The sequence below is a fragment of the Paraburkholderia caffeinilytica genome, assembly GCF_046030355.1.
Classification (GTDB): Bacteria; Pseudomonadota; Gammaproteobacteria; order Burkholderiales; family Burkholderiaceae; genus Paraburkholderia; species Paraburkholderia caffeinilytica_B.
In genome coordinates this window covers 91930-105586 of the sequence record NZ_JAQQCQ010000022.1, presented here as the reverse complement: position 1 = coordinate 105586, position 13657 = coordinate 91930, and the positions used below count along the sequence as shown (strand labels likewise).

The following is a 13657-nucleotide window of genomic DNA, read 5'->3' as shown; positions in this document are numbered from 1 at the left end:
TCAACCTTTTTTTATTGCCGTTACAAACGCGAAATACGAGAATGCAAGTGATGCGATAGCTGGTATTGCCAAGGCGATTGAAAATGCGCACAAGACTGCTAACGTGCCGAATAGGAAGCTCCATATGGCAATAACAGGAATCCAGCCAAAAAAACTGGAACAATTTAATCGATGAATCAACTCGGCATCGTCACCGGAAATTTTTATTATGAAAGCAAATGTCGAGCTGGATATTAGGCTGATGCAAAAAAGGGGCTCCGCGAAAAACTTGACACTGGTCGCGTGAAGCATTTGATCGCTGGCTGAGAGCATTGCAAAAAAGAATGCCAAAGAAGCGCCTCCTAATGCGGCGAAGACCCAGCTTTGCGCCTCTGCGAACTTAGTGGTTTTGAAGAATTTTTCATTGTACTTCACTAAATATCTCCGGTTATCACGGTCAACATTTGATAAATATAATCGTCCGCTTAGAAGTGGTGACGTCTTTTTAGATCGATGCCTCGATAACTAAAACGTTGCTTACTCTTTAGAAGCTCCATCAACTTCCGACTACTTCTGGCGCGAAGCGGATAGATGTACTTACCCACCCTTAGTCGATGAAATGTAAAAATGGCTCGATGATACTTCACCGGCGCGTGATCGTCGAAAGTTACATGGATTACCCGGTGCAGTTTCCACCAGAGAACGGCTACGCTTTTTGAGGAGGCGAATTTAGCATGGAAAATTCCCTCACCGTTACCTGTCAATGCTTGACCACCGGCCGGAAAAATCTTGAACCGACGACGCGTGACGTATTCTTCAATCTCAGGGTCGAATGTATATATCGATTGTTTTGAAATTTCACCGCCATCGCTTTGCTTTATTGCCTCCACGATCGCAAGAATTATCCTGTAGTGCATGCCGTTTTCTTTAGTGATATCCGCCAGCCAGTCCTCACCATAGGCCTTGTTGCAATGGAATATTTTTATCGCCATCACCGAATCCATCTGGTTTTTAATGTTGTTGACTTTGCAATCGAACCATCATCGACTCGCAATCACTGTTTCTAGTGATTTCTTCGGTTCGCGGCTAGTGGCGTCTATTTTAGCAAATCAGCTCGATATCCATACGAGTCGTATCGCGAGAAAGAGTCGAGGAAACCCGAAAACGGGTCGGGGAGGTCGCATCTACGATTGGCGACTGGTCCCAAGTGGGTTGATTGCTGCGATCACTCAATGGGTGCGCGGGCTACTACGGGACGAACGAGTCTCGATAGACTACGGCGCATGGCGACGGCGGAAGCTGCCACGGCGATCAGCGATACAACTACTCATGCGAGAGCGCTTCCAAAACCTTCCTCGTCAGAAACTGTGACGGCTGGGCAAAGCTCTGCCGTGACGGCGCATGATGGAACGGCGCGTGGAAGAGGTGCAGTTGTTCGCGGGCGCGCGTCACTGCCACGTAAAACACCCGGCGCTCTTCGTCCACTTCGTCTTTGTTGATCTCGCGGTAAAAGGGAATTGAGCCTTCCGTCACGCCAAGTACCAGCACATGAGCCCATTCGCTGCCCTTCGCGCCGTGGATAGTTGACGTGACAACCGGCGTCTGCTCGCGAAGATTCAGGATATGAGCACGCAGCGGCCGCACTGTCGTAAACCGGCGGCTCGTCGCCTGCCAGCGGCCGAGTTCCGCAGCCAGATTTTCCGGAATATCGCCTGCTGCTTTCGCCAGACGGAGATAGATGCGCGACGCCATGAGATAGCGGCCCTCGAAGGACGGGATGCGCGCCGCTTTCACAAGAAGCCGCAAACAGTCGTCCAGAGCCTTACGCTTGACGGTCTTGCCAACGATCTCGCCGAGACGGTTAGCTCTCGAGGCCCGTTTCGGCTTGCGGCCAGCCTTTGCAGTGGCAATGCAAGTCTGCACCAGCGCCAACACGTCAAGCGTCCTGTCGACGTGTTCCGGCAACCGTGGACTAAATCCCGACTCGGTCTCGTAACCGACCGCAAGTAGCGCCTGCTCAACAAGACGCACCTGCGCTTTCGTGCGCCCCAGAATTGCAATATGATTTGCCGGTACACCGCTCGTTATCAACTCCTTAACGCGCCGAACAACGGCGTCTTCCTGATCGACTGCCGAAGCACAATGCACCAGTGACGGCGTGACACCGTGACGATCCCCCCGCATACCGCGCTCACTTCCACCCAGTACGGCATTGGCAAGCGCCACATTCTCGTGAGTGAGCCGGAACGAGCGCGTTAGTCTCATTGTCACAACGTCACCAAGCACTTTGCGCATGTCGTGCATCTTTCCGCCAGCAAAGCCGAACACGGCCTGGTTCGCGTCGCCAAACACCATAATGTGCGGAACCCGCCGGGCAAGCGCCGCGAGAAGCCGTGCCTGCTCAGCGTTCATATCCTGTGCTTCGTCCACCAGCAGATGAGTGAACGGCAGCGCGACCGTATCGATCATCGAGCACGCACGGCGCAGCATGGCCGGATAGTCGATGCAGCCAGCGCGCTTAACCAGCTTGTCATAGGCGATGCGCACGACGCGCAGCTCTGCCAGCACGTCGACATAGGCTGCGAAGTCCGGCGCATCATCCCGCGCCAGACGCGCCGCCACTTCGTCACTTCCGTTGCACTGTTTGAAGAACGCCGCGAGCCGCGCGCATTCCACGCGCATTTTCAGCGCAATGCCCGTCTTCTTATGCACAGAACGGCATGCATCGGGGCTCGCTTTCAATGCCTTCAGCAACAACTCTGCGCTGCGCTTCGGCGTGAGCAGCGCGGGCATGGCGGAACCCTTCGCAACTGTCCTGCGGACGACATCAAGGCCAAACGCATGGAACGTCTGCGCCTTGACGCCAGCAGGAAGGCGCTGGGTCAGAACATCTACGGCAGCATTCGAAAAGCTCAACGTGAGAATATGCTGTGGCTGCGTTCCGCGATCAATGGAACGACGGGTATGCGCGCAAAGAGTGTAGGTCTTGCTGCTTCCGGGACAAGCTTCCACCAGTACGCGCGATTCCGTCGTATTGATGATCGCCAGTTGCTCAGCAGTCAGCCGGAGTGGAGAAGGTTGGGTATTTTTTGTGCTCATGTTCGAGTAATCAGTTGACTGAATTCATTTGCACGTGACATGTGACAGCGTGACAAGCATGGGCTCGCCTGAGCTGAGGAGCTGCTTGAGGAGCAACAGGTTGTGAATTTTCGTACCCAAAATGGTCTCGTGAGCAGGTTCGAATATGCAGGAAACGCTATACATGTCGATCGGAAATGCATTTAAGGATCAGGTGTTGAAGGGGATGAGGAGGAAAACATTCGGGATATATATCATTGGGTCCGAGTCCTCCCCCGTCACATGTCACGACGTCACATTCGCGAAAAACAACTTGTTGTCGACAGGTGTCAACACGTGGGCGATACGCGGCGTTTCACGCCAGCAGTCTTGCAGCACGAAGGCGTCGCCGTGGGAGTACCGAGCGAAGAACCGTTTTGCGCGGTTTGCCAGTGCCGTATCTGTCACGTCACCAGTCTTAGGGTTGATCCAGCGGCCGAGTTGGACGTGCGACGGTAAACGGAACAGCCGAAGATTCTCCGTCCAGAACGCCTGATGATCGAAGCGAATGCAGTCGGTCAGGCTCAAGAGTCCATACTCAGCAAGGGTATCGACTCCCTGCAACCGATATTCAATGTGGCAGCATGGCGATTTGAGTTCGCGGAGCGGCCACAACTTGCTTGTCCCGTCGGCATACAACACCAGGTTACGGGCGGTCTTTTTGCCGTCAGTTGACGCACGCCGGGCAAAGTACGCGGTGGCCTGCTCGAACCGGACGGCATGGCGCATGTACGGCACGCGAAGATGCTTCAGCATGAAAAGACGAATCGTTTCAGCCGCGTTTCGATCATTCACCAGTGAGTCAAGCGCCGGTTCTGCGTAGCTTAAGCGGACACGGTACCGTGCCCCGACTGCACGTTGGAGTTCGATTAACGCTTGACGGCCCGGTTGCAGAATCTGGACCTGCGTCTGCCATACCGGATGGAACTGCGACGAGCGGCAGTTGAGGACTTTCAGGTCCGCACAGTGCGGTTTGATTTGGGCGATGGGGATATCGGGCGCAGGATGATCGATCCAGCACGTCAGGCGATCGAATGCCATGACGCTGCTTAATATCAAGTCCAGCACGCGGCGCACTTCGACGGGTATCGTAGCGGGCGATTTTCGTTGGGGTAGTTTCATCGGAATCCGGCTCGGAAGGCGCTGGGTGACGAACGTCAACAACAGCAGCGCCATCCGCTTTCCGGTCATGTAGTTGGTCAAGGAAAGGCGAGTGGCCGTTAAACCACCCGCGTCGGCGCTTAGAGCGTTTGGACGACCGATGCGTCGAAAGCGTAAAACCATTGGCGACTACCGCCGTCGACTCGCTTCTGGAACTGCGCACCATCACCGTTCGTCACAAGCAACCTGCGCTTGCGCAACACATCGATCACGCGCGACTTGTTGCGCCCGGCGACAATGGATGCCTCGAACTTAGAAGACTCGATCAGGACCAGTTCACGCCCGCCGTACGTGTAAAGCGTCACTTCACGGCCGAACGCGGTTCTGTTTTGAGCTGACATGCCAGTCGCCGTCAGACTCTTTACAGCATCGAGCACGCAACGTTCGAAGGCTCCGTCCCGCGTGCGATGGCGTTCAGCCCAGCACGCCACGCACTTGTCCATGACCTCGTGGCACACGTCACTTGTCCACGGCAGGGTTTTGAGGTTCTGCCCGCACGTAAGCGCAAAGTGCAACAACGCGAAGGTAGTCGCAGCTTGGACATTCGCATCGTCGCGTTTGACCTTCATTCGTTCCAGAGAGCGATTAACAAAATTCGGTATCTTCTTGTCGCTTTGGCGGATAACTGCGTCGCGGCTGCACACAACAGCTTCGAGGTATGACGTGGCCGCGACCGCCCCGAAATCCGTCGCACGCGCACCGAGCGATGTGTCTGGCTGTGCGGGCTCAGTTCCCAGCATTGACGAAGCATTGGATTCACCCGTCGGAGAGGTAATCTCATTCGGCGGTCTCGGCTTTCCTGCCGCAGCCTTGACCCAGGCATCGAACGGAATCTCGATGCAACCGGTAGGCGGTTGCGGAGACGCAAGATTTTTTGGGTTTTCGGCTTCGGCCGTCAAGAGCAGCGTGACTGGCGACGGCACCCGCACGGCTTTGCGATCGGATTTCGCTGCAACAAGACTGCGCGCGACCGAGAACGCCTCGGCCCGCGAGCTGATACTTATCAGTTGAACAAGTGATCCGTCATGGCTGCTCGCGCGCACCATCGGCGTTGCGGGCGCAGTGCCGAACGCCGATCCGGCGAGTTTACCCAGACGTACAGCGACTTCGTTGGACACGCCAGAAACGACGATCACGAATGGACGCTGGCCGAACAGTTGAACCAGCGGCCCAAGGTAGTGCACCGCGAACAGCAAGACGTTCTCGGGCGAAGCATCCGATGCCAATGCATCCTTCAGCCCACCGAGGTCGCCATCCTGTGCGCGGACGGGCACAGGGCCATCCGCGTAAACAGGAATGGGACCGGAAGCGGTGTAGGCCATATCGCCGAAGCGGTACATGGCACCGCGATCGCAACCTTGTGACCAGCCGTACGGAACATCCCGCATAGCATAGGTAAAGGGTTGCTCCATCGTCAAATCGGCGGCGGCAACGCGGGCAGTGGCTACCGGCACGCCGAGCTTGATTAACGCCTTGCGGAGGTGCTTCTCCGACTCGAACGCCGACACAGGCAACAGACGCTGCACGCGTTGGCCGCGCGGGTGATTGAACTCGATGACGCAATGCGGATTGCAGCCATCAGGGTCGTATGCCGTTGCGACGACTGCGATCATGTGCGGCTGGTCGTGTTGCGACATGGGGCTGGGGGCAGCCTGCTCGTCCATGGCAAATTTGCCGCCGTGCTCGCAGTGCGGGGCTTGGGGTCTATCATCTACCTGCTGGTTTTCGACGGGGTCGACCGGCCGGTTAGCGATGACGCGCTCATCGAGGATGTCGTTCGCGACGGCGGCCTTGGGCTCGAGGACGTGGTCGGTCGTGTTCGATCCGGCACCCGTTGCCGTCGACACATGATCGACGGGTATGGTTGTCGAGGTCGTACTGTTGTCGGTCGGCGCATTGGTCGGCGTCGGCAACGGTTGTTGCGGTTGCGTCATTATTTAGCCTCCTTCGACGCGATGAATGCGTCAATCGTCGACTGACGCCAGGCGCGGATGCGGGCAGTCACGCGGAACGGAGCTTCGAGTTGCCCCGACTTCAACAGTTTGTGCAAAGTTGTGTTGCCGACCCGGAGCTTGGCGCGGACTTCATGCGCAAGAAGAATAGGATCGACAGGGGGCGTAGTAGCGGAATGCGAAGCGATAGGCGCGTACGGCGCACATGAGCGCGGGCGCGAGTCACCGCCAGATTCAACGTGGTCGTGGCAAGCGGCCACATTCGGAGGCGGCGAAACAGCGGCAACCGCTGGGCGACCAGACAGAGCGGTCGCTAAGACCGATGGTGCGGGAGGGGTTTTCCGTGAGTTCATTTGCGTGCTGGAATCAGGTTGGCATGAATCGATGCGCAACATCCAGACGCAGAAGGGCTTACCCAATCTGTCACACACGCGCAGCAGGATTGCCAGCGTGTGGTGCGCCTGGAAAGCGCGTGAACAGATACAGGCAAACCCCGCTCACCATTGTGACGGGCGTTCAACTGCCGGTCCCTAAGCGGAAAACGACTCCGATTCGGGTACTACTCCGGTCTAAGTCCTGCCGGTAATCGCGATCCACCGGTTCCGATTCGGCTTACGGCTCCGTATCGCAACGCTTTGGTGATGCCCTTACTTCGGACCTAGTGGCGAAATCCTAATGTGAGAACATATCCCTGTCAATCTTCGTAGCTTCGCGTATGTTCATCAGGGGCCAGCGCGCCACAAGATTCCGGCAGCGACCGTGGGGCAAACAACCCGGCTATTAGCCGTCGCAGTAGTTATCCCACTCTTGCATCAGTGCCGCGCGTTTCACGAACAGATCGCCACGCGCGTATGCCGCTTCGGCCTTGTCCTTGATGCCGTGAGCGAGAGCGGCCTCGCACACTTCGCGCGGGTAGTGCGTCGTCTCGCCCGCCCAGTCTCGAAATGTGGACCGAAAGCCATGCACGGTAATATCCGCTCGCTTCATGCGCTCTAGCAGTTGCAACATCGCCATGTTGGACAGCGGTTTTTTGTCACGCGCCCCCGGGAACACGTAATCTCCCCGCTTCACGTCGTGCTGCGCCTTGACAAGCGAGATTGCTCGCGTGGATAGCGGCACCCGATGTTCTTTGCTCATCTTCATGCGCTCGGCGGGGATGGTCCAGACGCCTTCGTCCAGATTGAACTCCGGCCATGTGGCACCGATCACTTCATTTGTTCTGGTGGCCGTCAGGATGAGAAATTCGAGCGCACGAGCGGCAACCCCTTCCTGCGATCGCAATGTTTTTATGAACGCAGCGAGGTCGGCGTATGGCAGTGCTGGGTGATGCACAACCTTCTGGACGCGAGAGCGTTTCGGGAGGAGAGTATCTAGATGGCCCTTGAGTCGTGCCGGATTTTCGCCGGTGCGGTAGCCGCGTACCGTTGCCCAGTCGAGCACAGACTCGATTCGGCCACGAAGACGGGATGCCGTCTCGGTCTTTGTCGCCCAGATCGGCTCCAGCACCTTCATGACCAGCGTAGTGTCAATAGCTGAGACGGGCTGTGAATTAAAGACAGGGTCGGCATAGGTCGTCAGCGTATTTGTCCACTGGTCGGCATGCTTGACATTCTTCCACCCGGCCCGGTGTGCTTCGATGTACTTCTCCGCGCATTGCTTGAACGTAATGCCCGCCGCCTGCTCAATCCGCTGGTCGGCGCGCTCGGCTTTTCGTGAATCAATCGGATCAATACCGTCCAACAACTGACGGCGGCAGTCCAGTGCACGTGCCCGTGCGTCGGCCAGTCCGATCGTGTGCGTTGGGCCAAGACCCATGCCGCGAGCTTTGCCCGCGCGCATGTAACGGAAGAGCCACGATTTGACTCCGGCGGAAGTGATTTGCAGATATAGGCCACCACCATCGGCATATAGCCCCGGCTTGGTAGTCCTCGTGACCGTCAGTGGGCTCAGTCTATTAGCGGCTCTTGGCATCGCGTTAACTTACAAATCGACTATCAAATAAAAGTCTGATTATAGCGAAGTTCGCAAGTGTTCACATGCGTTCAAGAGAACACGCGTTGCCATCAATCTCAGTGTGGGCAAGGGTTCGTGGAGAGTCTTGTGAGTTTTAGCGAACACTGGCAGATTCGATATAGACGGACACCCTTTCCGCCAAATTTAAAAACCCCCGCTGAACGAAAGTTCAGCGGGGGTTTTGCTTTTTCAGCCCGTCATCGGGTAACAGTTAGCGTATTCGGCGGCGGCTTCCGCGTTGCTCTATCCGTCCGTCGTGCGTTCGCCACACATCGAGGAAGTTGCGAGGGTTGCGAACTGGCAACCGGCAGACGGCTCGACGAAGACCCACGGCCAGTAATCTACCCGCCCCCTGAAACCATGTTTCCGACCGTGGCAAATGAATAACCTCACTGGCTGAATCTTCCGCCCGAAAAAAGGACGGCGGAGATCTACCACGGCGCCGCTTCGCCTTTTGACAGCCGGGAAGGACCGGCATGAAAACCGACCTCGCAAGGGTCGGTTTTTTGTTTGAGACATGAACAGACCAACAGCGCGACTCATTGGCATGAGTTAACTTTTGACGAATTTTGACGAAACATCAGAAGCGCGGCGGTTACTCTCTTGCGAGACGCATTCGTACCAGGCGCGGCGTTCGTTCATATAGGAGACTTAAACATGCCGGCAAAGCATAGCAATGAAACCACCTACCTTTTCGTTACCCTGGATTCGCGTACTGGTCGCGACGGTGAACGGACTCCCGGCCTGTTTGATCCGGCCTATACGCTACCTCTGAACGCCGCCACCGACAGAGGAAACATCCATGCGTAAGGCGGCGGTACGGCATGGCGACCCGACAACGACGCGTGGCTTTGTGATGGCGTATTCGTCCACCATTCACGACGATGGCAAGAAGGTCGCACTGAGCGGTGATGAGGCGACATGTGGAAACTGCAAGGGAACGTTCAAGATATTTGGCACCGGCAAGGGCATATCGGAAAAAGGACGGGAGGTTGTTGTCGACGGCGATCTGGTGCTGTGCCCGTGCAAGAAGAACAGGGTAATTGTCGGCAGCAATCCGGGGATTTTTCTCAACACCGATGGCGGCGCGGGTACAGCCATTAGCACGCAGACAGTTGTCACAAGCGCTCGCACGTCTGCTCTGCTGTCTCCTGACGAACCACAGTTTGCGCGCCGCATCTTCGTCTGGGACACGACGACGGGTAATCCTATGCCCAATCGTGCCTTTGTAGCTGAGGTAGGCGGCGAAATGCTGCCCGGAAAGACGGATGGACAAGGCTATGCAACGATCAGGACAGACGGCGAACAGCCGGTCAACATTCACATTCTTTTCTCTTCACCTAGGCGCGGCCTGAAACCTCGGCAGGAGGCGTGATTTTGGCAGACTACAAAATCGAGCACTGGACTTCGACACAAACCCTGTTGGACGGTGAAAAACAGGAGACGGTCTCTATTTCTGTGAATGATCGTGCGGCGACGCGGCAGGCAATTATCAATCGTGCCCGTCAAGAGGGGATGAATCTTATAGAACGTTCGGATTGGGCCGCGCACAAAAATCGTTCGGCGCGAATGACTAATGATTGGGACTACAGCAAGATTGCCATTCACCACGCGGGGCGAAGTTTTTCATGCGGTCCCGCCGCTCTTCAACTGCAAGAAATTCAGGACATGCAGATGGGCAAAAGCGTTGCGCCGAGTGACGATATCGGATATCACTACGCCCTCGATTGTTACGGCAATATTTTTGAGGGCCGAGATATTCGGTTCAAGGGAGAGAATGTACATAACTACAACACGGGCGTGATTGGTATTGTGCTACTGGAAAACCTAACGGACTCCGAAGAGGGGGACGACGGCGTTGCCAGGTTTCGAAAATTTCTAGACTCAGTAGGTTTGAGCAGCCGTCCCCAGGTTCCCGATAAGCAAAAGCAATCCATCAATAAGTTTATCGACATTCTGCGGGAGTTCTTTTACATAAACACGCTTGGTGGTCATCGTGAATTTCCTGGGCAACTAGGAGAGGGCAAGATTTGTCCTGGTAACGTCGGCCTATCGCTCGTCAACGAGCTTCGGAAATTGACAGGACTAAGCGCGCCATGAAAGGAGCGAGAAAGTGGCTAGGGGTAATTTTGGGTGGCTGCGCCGCCATTACAGCGGTCATGTATACGGGCTATGTTAAGTCGTATCTTGACGACGATGTGCAGACGACTTTCTTTGTCAAACGGTATCCAACGTTGCAAATGGAGTTTCACGACCCGTTTGCCAACGAGGGTGATGACATACCAATCGACCAATTGCGCGTTGCTGATCGCGCCGGTTTTGCCGACTATTGCAAGTATCGGTTCGGCATTACGGGGAACAGTACCCAAGCGCTGGAGAAATGTAAAAGAGGAATCCCTGGCTATTTGTAGAATCGCACGATCTTGGCTTCATGCGCCGCCCATGCTTCCATCATCGGGTGGCGCGCTTGACAGCCCACTTGTAGCGTTCAACCAGCCGCGCAGCAGCGGCCAGTGCTTGCTCCCGCCAACGATTTTCGGCGGTGCAAATATGGATATCCTCGCGCGCCAACGCGTATTGAGCCCAATGCGCTCGAACTTCGCCCACGGGCAAATGATTGGTCTCCGACCTAATGGTACGGAACAATCGGAACTCAGGTTCGTTTTCGGCCCTTGTCCAGGAAGCTAGAGGAGACATCGCACGAGCCGTTTCGATTACGCTTAATGATCATGGCCGGGCGAACCACCATATCGCCCCCGCCAGCACTGGCGATCGGATGACTTCGTGTTAACCCGCACCCCCGCTCAAAACCCATGCCTAACAGAAAGCGTCGCGCCCGTATCATGTGAATGCAGAACCGCGACACGTGCCGTTCCAGAAAAGACCCAGTCGTTGACGATCAACGACAGCTTCCGCTGCGGTTGCGCGCCGAGCGTTAAAGTCGTGTTCGGCAACTGGACGATCGAGAGTTGCGGCGCCGTCGACGGCCCCAGATTGAGATAACTCGATGCTTGCTGCGGTGCAGCCTCGGGAGGTGGTGTGGCGTTCCCGGCGCCAAATCGGAAGTCGTGGGTCACCTGCACGCCATAGAAATTTTCGATTTGCGCGTAAAACGGTTTTCCCTGCTCCGACTGATATTCCATTTCATATCGCTGCAAATAGCGTTGCGGTTCCGGAATGGGCGGAACAACCGTCTCGGGCAGAGGCGCGATATTCGCAACTGTCATTGCTTCGGGCGGGTCGATGGCAAGGCTGCCCGCGAACGCATATCCGCTCAGAATGAAGAATGTTGCGCCGACAATCCTTTCGCTCAGGCAGGTCATGGCCATGCCTCCAATGAAGGAATTGAAACGTCACGCTACTGACAGCTATGCCTGAATGGACCGCCTTTGCAATTTCGCTTGTATTCACACATTCTAGTCAGTCCTTCGCTTCTGGCTAGCACTGAGTGTGGTGTTCACCATGCTTCGGCGATTGATGCTGAGCGATAGGGCATCGCACGCCAGCGAGCCAGGCCGGCACGTCAAACGCATTGGATATGAAACGCTCATTTCAATCGATTGCCGTACGCTGCCTTTGTCCCTGCTGTCGCCGACCTCGAGGTCATTTGATCACCGCGCTCGCCGCATCGCCCGTTTGATCGCACTGCGCGGTCTCCTCCCCGACACAACTCCGTGTCATCCCAAACGAAGCAGCAAAAGCGAGCAGCGCACCCAACGCAAGCAGAACCGCCGGCGCTTCCATCCAGCCCGTCTTCGCAATGAGCAAATTGGCGGCAAGCGGCGCCACGCCCATTGACGTAGCCAGCCCTAGGTTGATCGCCAACGCGACACCGCTATAGCGCACGCCGACGGGAAATAACTCCGCAATCACGCAGGCAAACGTCCCGTTCGCAAACGCAGCGACCACCGCGGCCATCAAAAAGACCACCCGCAGATCGGCCTGATGACGGGCCAGCGTCAGATAAAAAACCGGCGCGAACAGTGCGGATAGCACGGCGCCGGTCCGGAACACATAGCGCCGCGGCAGTACGTCTCCTATTCGCGCAATCAGCAGCATGCATAGGGAGAGCGCCACCACATGCAGCGTCTGAGCGACGGCAATCCGTTGTGGCGCGTAGTGAAGCAGCCGCAGCCACGCGGGTGCATGCGTAACAAGCAGGCCGTTGCTGAGCCCGACCAGCATCGACGCAACCATGCCCACGACGACAGGCCCGCGATAATCGCGTAGCAGAACGGACAACGGCTTTTGCTCACGTGCAACACCAGCCCGCGCGTAGGCGTCGGTCTCCGGCAACGTTCGGCGCAACAAGAAGCTAAGCAGTCCAATAACGCCTCCGGCGAGAAAGCCGATACGCCATCCGACCATGTCGATCTGCTCCGGCGTAAGCGTCCGTTGCTCCACGAGGTTGATACCGGCCGCGAGCAGCAACGCCATGTTGACCGCAAAGAACACAATGCCGCACGAGAAGCCTGGTTTCATACGCGCCGTTTCCACCGCATAGACGATCGCGCCCGGTAGTTCGCCGCCGACACAGAATCCTTGCGTGAGCCTCAGCGCGAGCAACAGAAAAGGCGCCGCCGCGCCCCACGTGCTGTACGACGGCAAGATTGCAATGAGCAGTGTCGAGACCGCCGCGATAATCGCCGACCACGCAAAGACCCGGCGCCGGCCATACCGGTCACCCAGATGGCCGAAGAAGATGCCGCCTAACGGTCTCGCCAGAAAACCCAGCGCAAATACCGCAAACGACAAAGTCACGGTCGACAGACCCGCGCTGGCTGGAAAGAACGCCCGGCCGATCTCTTGCGCGAAGAAACCATAAATGACGACGTCGAATGTCTCCAGTGCACCCCCGGTGCTGGTCACAAGGATCGTCCAGCGCTGACGGTCGCGTCCTGTTTCGGTGCGGATCGGGAGCGTGCTGCCGGTCATCGCCGGTCCTTTGAAATCGCACGTAAATCACCCGTTGAGCCTCGAGACCTCGCCGCGAAAATTAAGGATTTCTTCATTCAGCCTCCATGGGCGAAACGATCGCACGCAAGCAGCATGTCATCAGGCGTCTCGCATCAAAACGCCCTTCAGGCTCCTGGCGCATCGGCTCAGGGAATCTCACCCCTGGCCTCTCCGTGGAGGCCTTTCCTGATTCAACTTTCCGGAGTAAAGCAAAATGAAAGCTCTTCGAATTGTGGCCGCCGGCGCCATCGTCTTTGCGGTAGGCAGCGCTTACGCGCAAGACGCTTCAACTCAAGCACAGTCGTCCCAGGATCTGGCCGCCACGTCGGTGGGCGGTACGCCGTCGACGAGTAGCGAAATGGGATCGCCGACCGGCAAAAGCCGCGAACAGGTCTACAACGAACTGATCCAGTCGGAGCACAGCAGTGAAGCCGCCCGTATGCGCGATCTGTTCAAAGGCAACTGAACGACGAATCCGG

Annotated in this window: 13 protein-coding genes; 5 read left to right on the top strand and 8 right to left on the bottom strand. The window is 56.6% G+C overall.

Annotation, left to right across the window (positions count from 1 at the left end; genetic code table 11):
* The 6 genes from PQQ95_RS28010 to PQQ95_RS27985 form a co-directional block, all read right to left on the bottom strand.
* A complete protein-coding gene (locus PQQ95_RS28010; RefSeq protein ID WP_408443357.1) occupies positions 1-414 on the bottom strand; it encodes a hypothetical protein in 414 nt (137 codons plus the stop codon).
* A 50-nt stretch (positions 415-464) separates the two neighbouring features.
* Positions 465-983 carry a hypothetical protein gene (locus PQQ95_RS28005; protein ID WP_408443355.1) on the bottom strand — a complete coding sequence of 173 codons (519 nt, stop codon included), beginning with the start codon at positions 981-983 and terminating at the stop codon, positions 465-467.
* 319 nt (positions 984-1302) lie between these two features.
* Complete coding sequence (locus PQQ95_RS28000) at positions 1303-3078, bottom strand: UvrD-helicase domain-containing protein (RefSeq protein WP_408443352.1); 1776 nt, start codon at positions 3076-3078, stop codon at positions 1303-1305.
* 264 nt (positions 3079-3342) lie between these two features.
* Complete coding sequence (locus PQQ95_RS27995; RefSeq protein WP_408443350.1) at positions 3343-4272, bottom strand: response regulator; 930 nt, start codon at positions 4270-4272, stop codon at positions 3343-3345.
* 65 nt (positions 4273-4337) lie between these two features.
* Positions 4338-6191 carry a hypothetical protein gene (locus PQQ95_RS27990; protein WP_408443347.1) on the bottom strand — a complete coding sequence of 618 codons (1854 nt, stop codon included), beginning with the start codon at positions 6189-6191 and terminating at the stop codon, positions 4338-4340.
* 798 nt (positions 6192-6989) lie between these two features.
* Positions 6990-8180 (bottom strand): tyrosine-type recombinase/integrase, encoded by a 1191-nt coding sequence (locus tag PQQ95_RS27985; RefSeq protein WP_408443344.1) that lies wholly within the window; start codon positions 8178-8180, stop codon positions 6990-6992.
* A gap of 699 nt (positions 8181-8879) precedes the next feature.
* Here PQQ95_RS27985 and PQQ95_RS27980 point away from each other — a divergent pair.
* From PQQ95_RS27980 to PQQ95_RS27965, 4 genes are read left to right on the top strand one after another with little or no spacing between them, the layout of a single operon-like run.
* On the top strand, positions 8880-9032 hold the full coding sequence (locus tag PQQ95_RS27980; protein WP_408443342.1) for a hypothetical protein: 153 nt from the start codon (positions 8880-8882) through the stop codon (positions 9030-9032).
* On the top strand, positions 9025-9597 hold the full coding sequence (locus PQQ95_RS27975) for a PAAR domain-containing protein (RefSeq protein ID WP_408443341.1): 573 nt from the start codon (positions 9025-9027) through the stop codon (positions 9595-9597). Before PQQ95_RS27980 ends, PQQ95_RS27975 begins: the two co-directional genes overlap by 8 nt.
* A complete protein-coding gene (locus PQQ95_RS27970) occupies positions 9594-10322 on the top strand; it encodes an N-acetylmuramoyl-L-alanine amidase (protein ID WP_408443339.1) in 729 nt (242 codons plus the stop codon). Before PQQ95_RS27975 ends, PQQ95_RS27970 begins: the two co-directional genes overlap by 4 nt.
* Positions 10319-10633 carry a hypothetical protein gene (locus PQQ95_RS27965; protein WP_408443337.1) on the top strand — a complete coding sequence of 105 codons (315 nt, stop codon included), beginning with the start codon at positions 10319-10321 and terminating at the stop codon, positions 10631-10633. Before PQQ95_RS27970 ends, PQQ95_RS27965 begins: the two co-directional genes overlap by 4 nt.
* 393 nt (positions 10634-11026) lie before the next feature.
* Here the strand turns inward: PQQ95_RS27965 and PQQ95_RS27960 are convergent, their stop codons facing one another.
* Positions 11027-11545, bottom strand: a complete 519-nt coding sequence (locus tag PQQ95_RS27960) for a hypothetical protein (protein WP_408443334.1) — start codon at positions 11543-11545, stop codon at positions 11027-11029.
* A 280-nt stretch (positions 11546-11825) separates the two neighbouring features.
* Positions 11826-13157, bottom strand: a complete 1332-nt coding sequence (locus tag PQQ95_RS27955) for an MFS transporter (RefSeq protein WP_408443331.1) — start codon at positions 13155-13157, stop codon at positions 11826-11828.
* 235 nt (positions 13158-13392) lie between these two features.
* On the opposite strand from PQQ95_RS27955, the gene PQQ95_RS27950 reads away from it, so the two are divergent.
* Positions 13393-13644 carry a hypothetical protein gene (locus PQQ95_RS27950; protein ID WP_408443328.1) on the top strand — a complete coding sequence of 84 codons (252 nt, stop codon included), beginning with the start codon at positions 13393-13395 and terminating at the stop codon, positions 13642-13644.
* Positions 13645-13657 lie beyond the last annotated feature (13 nt).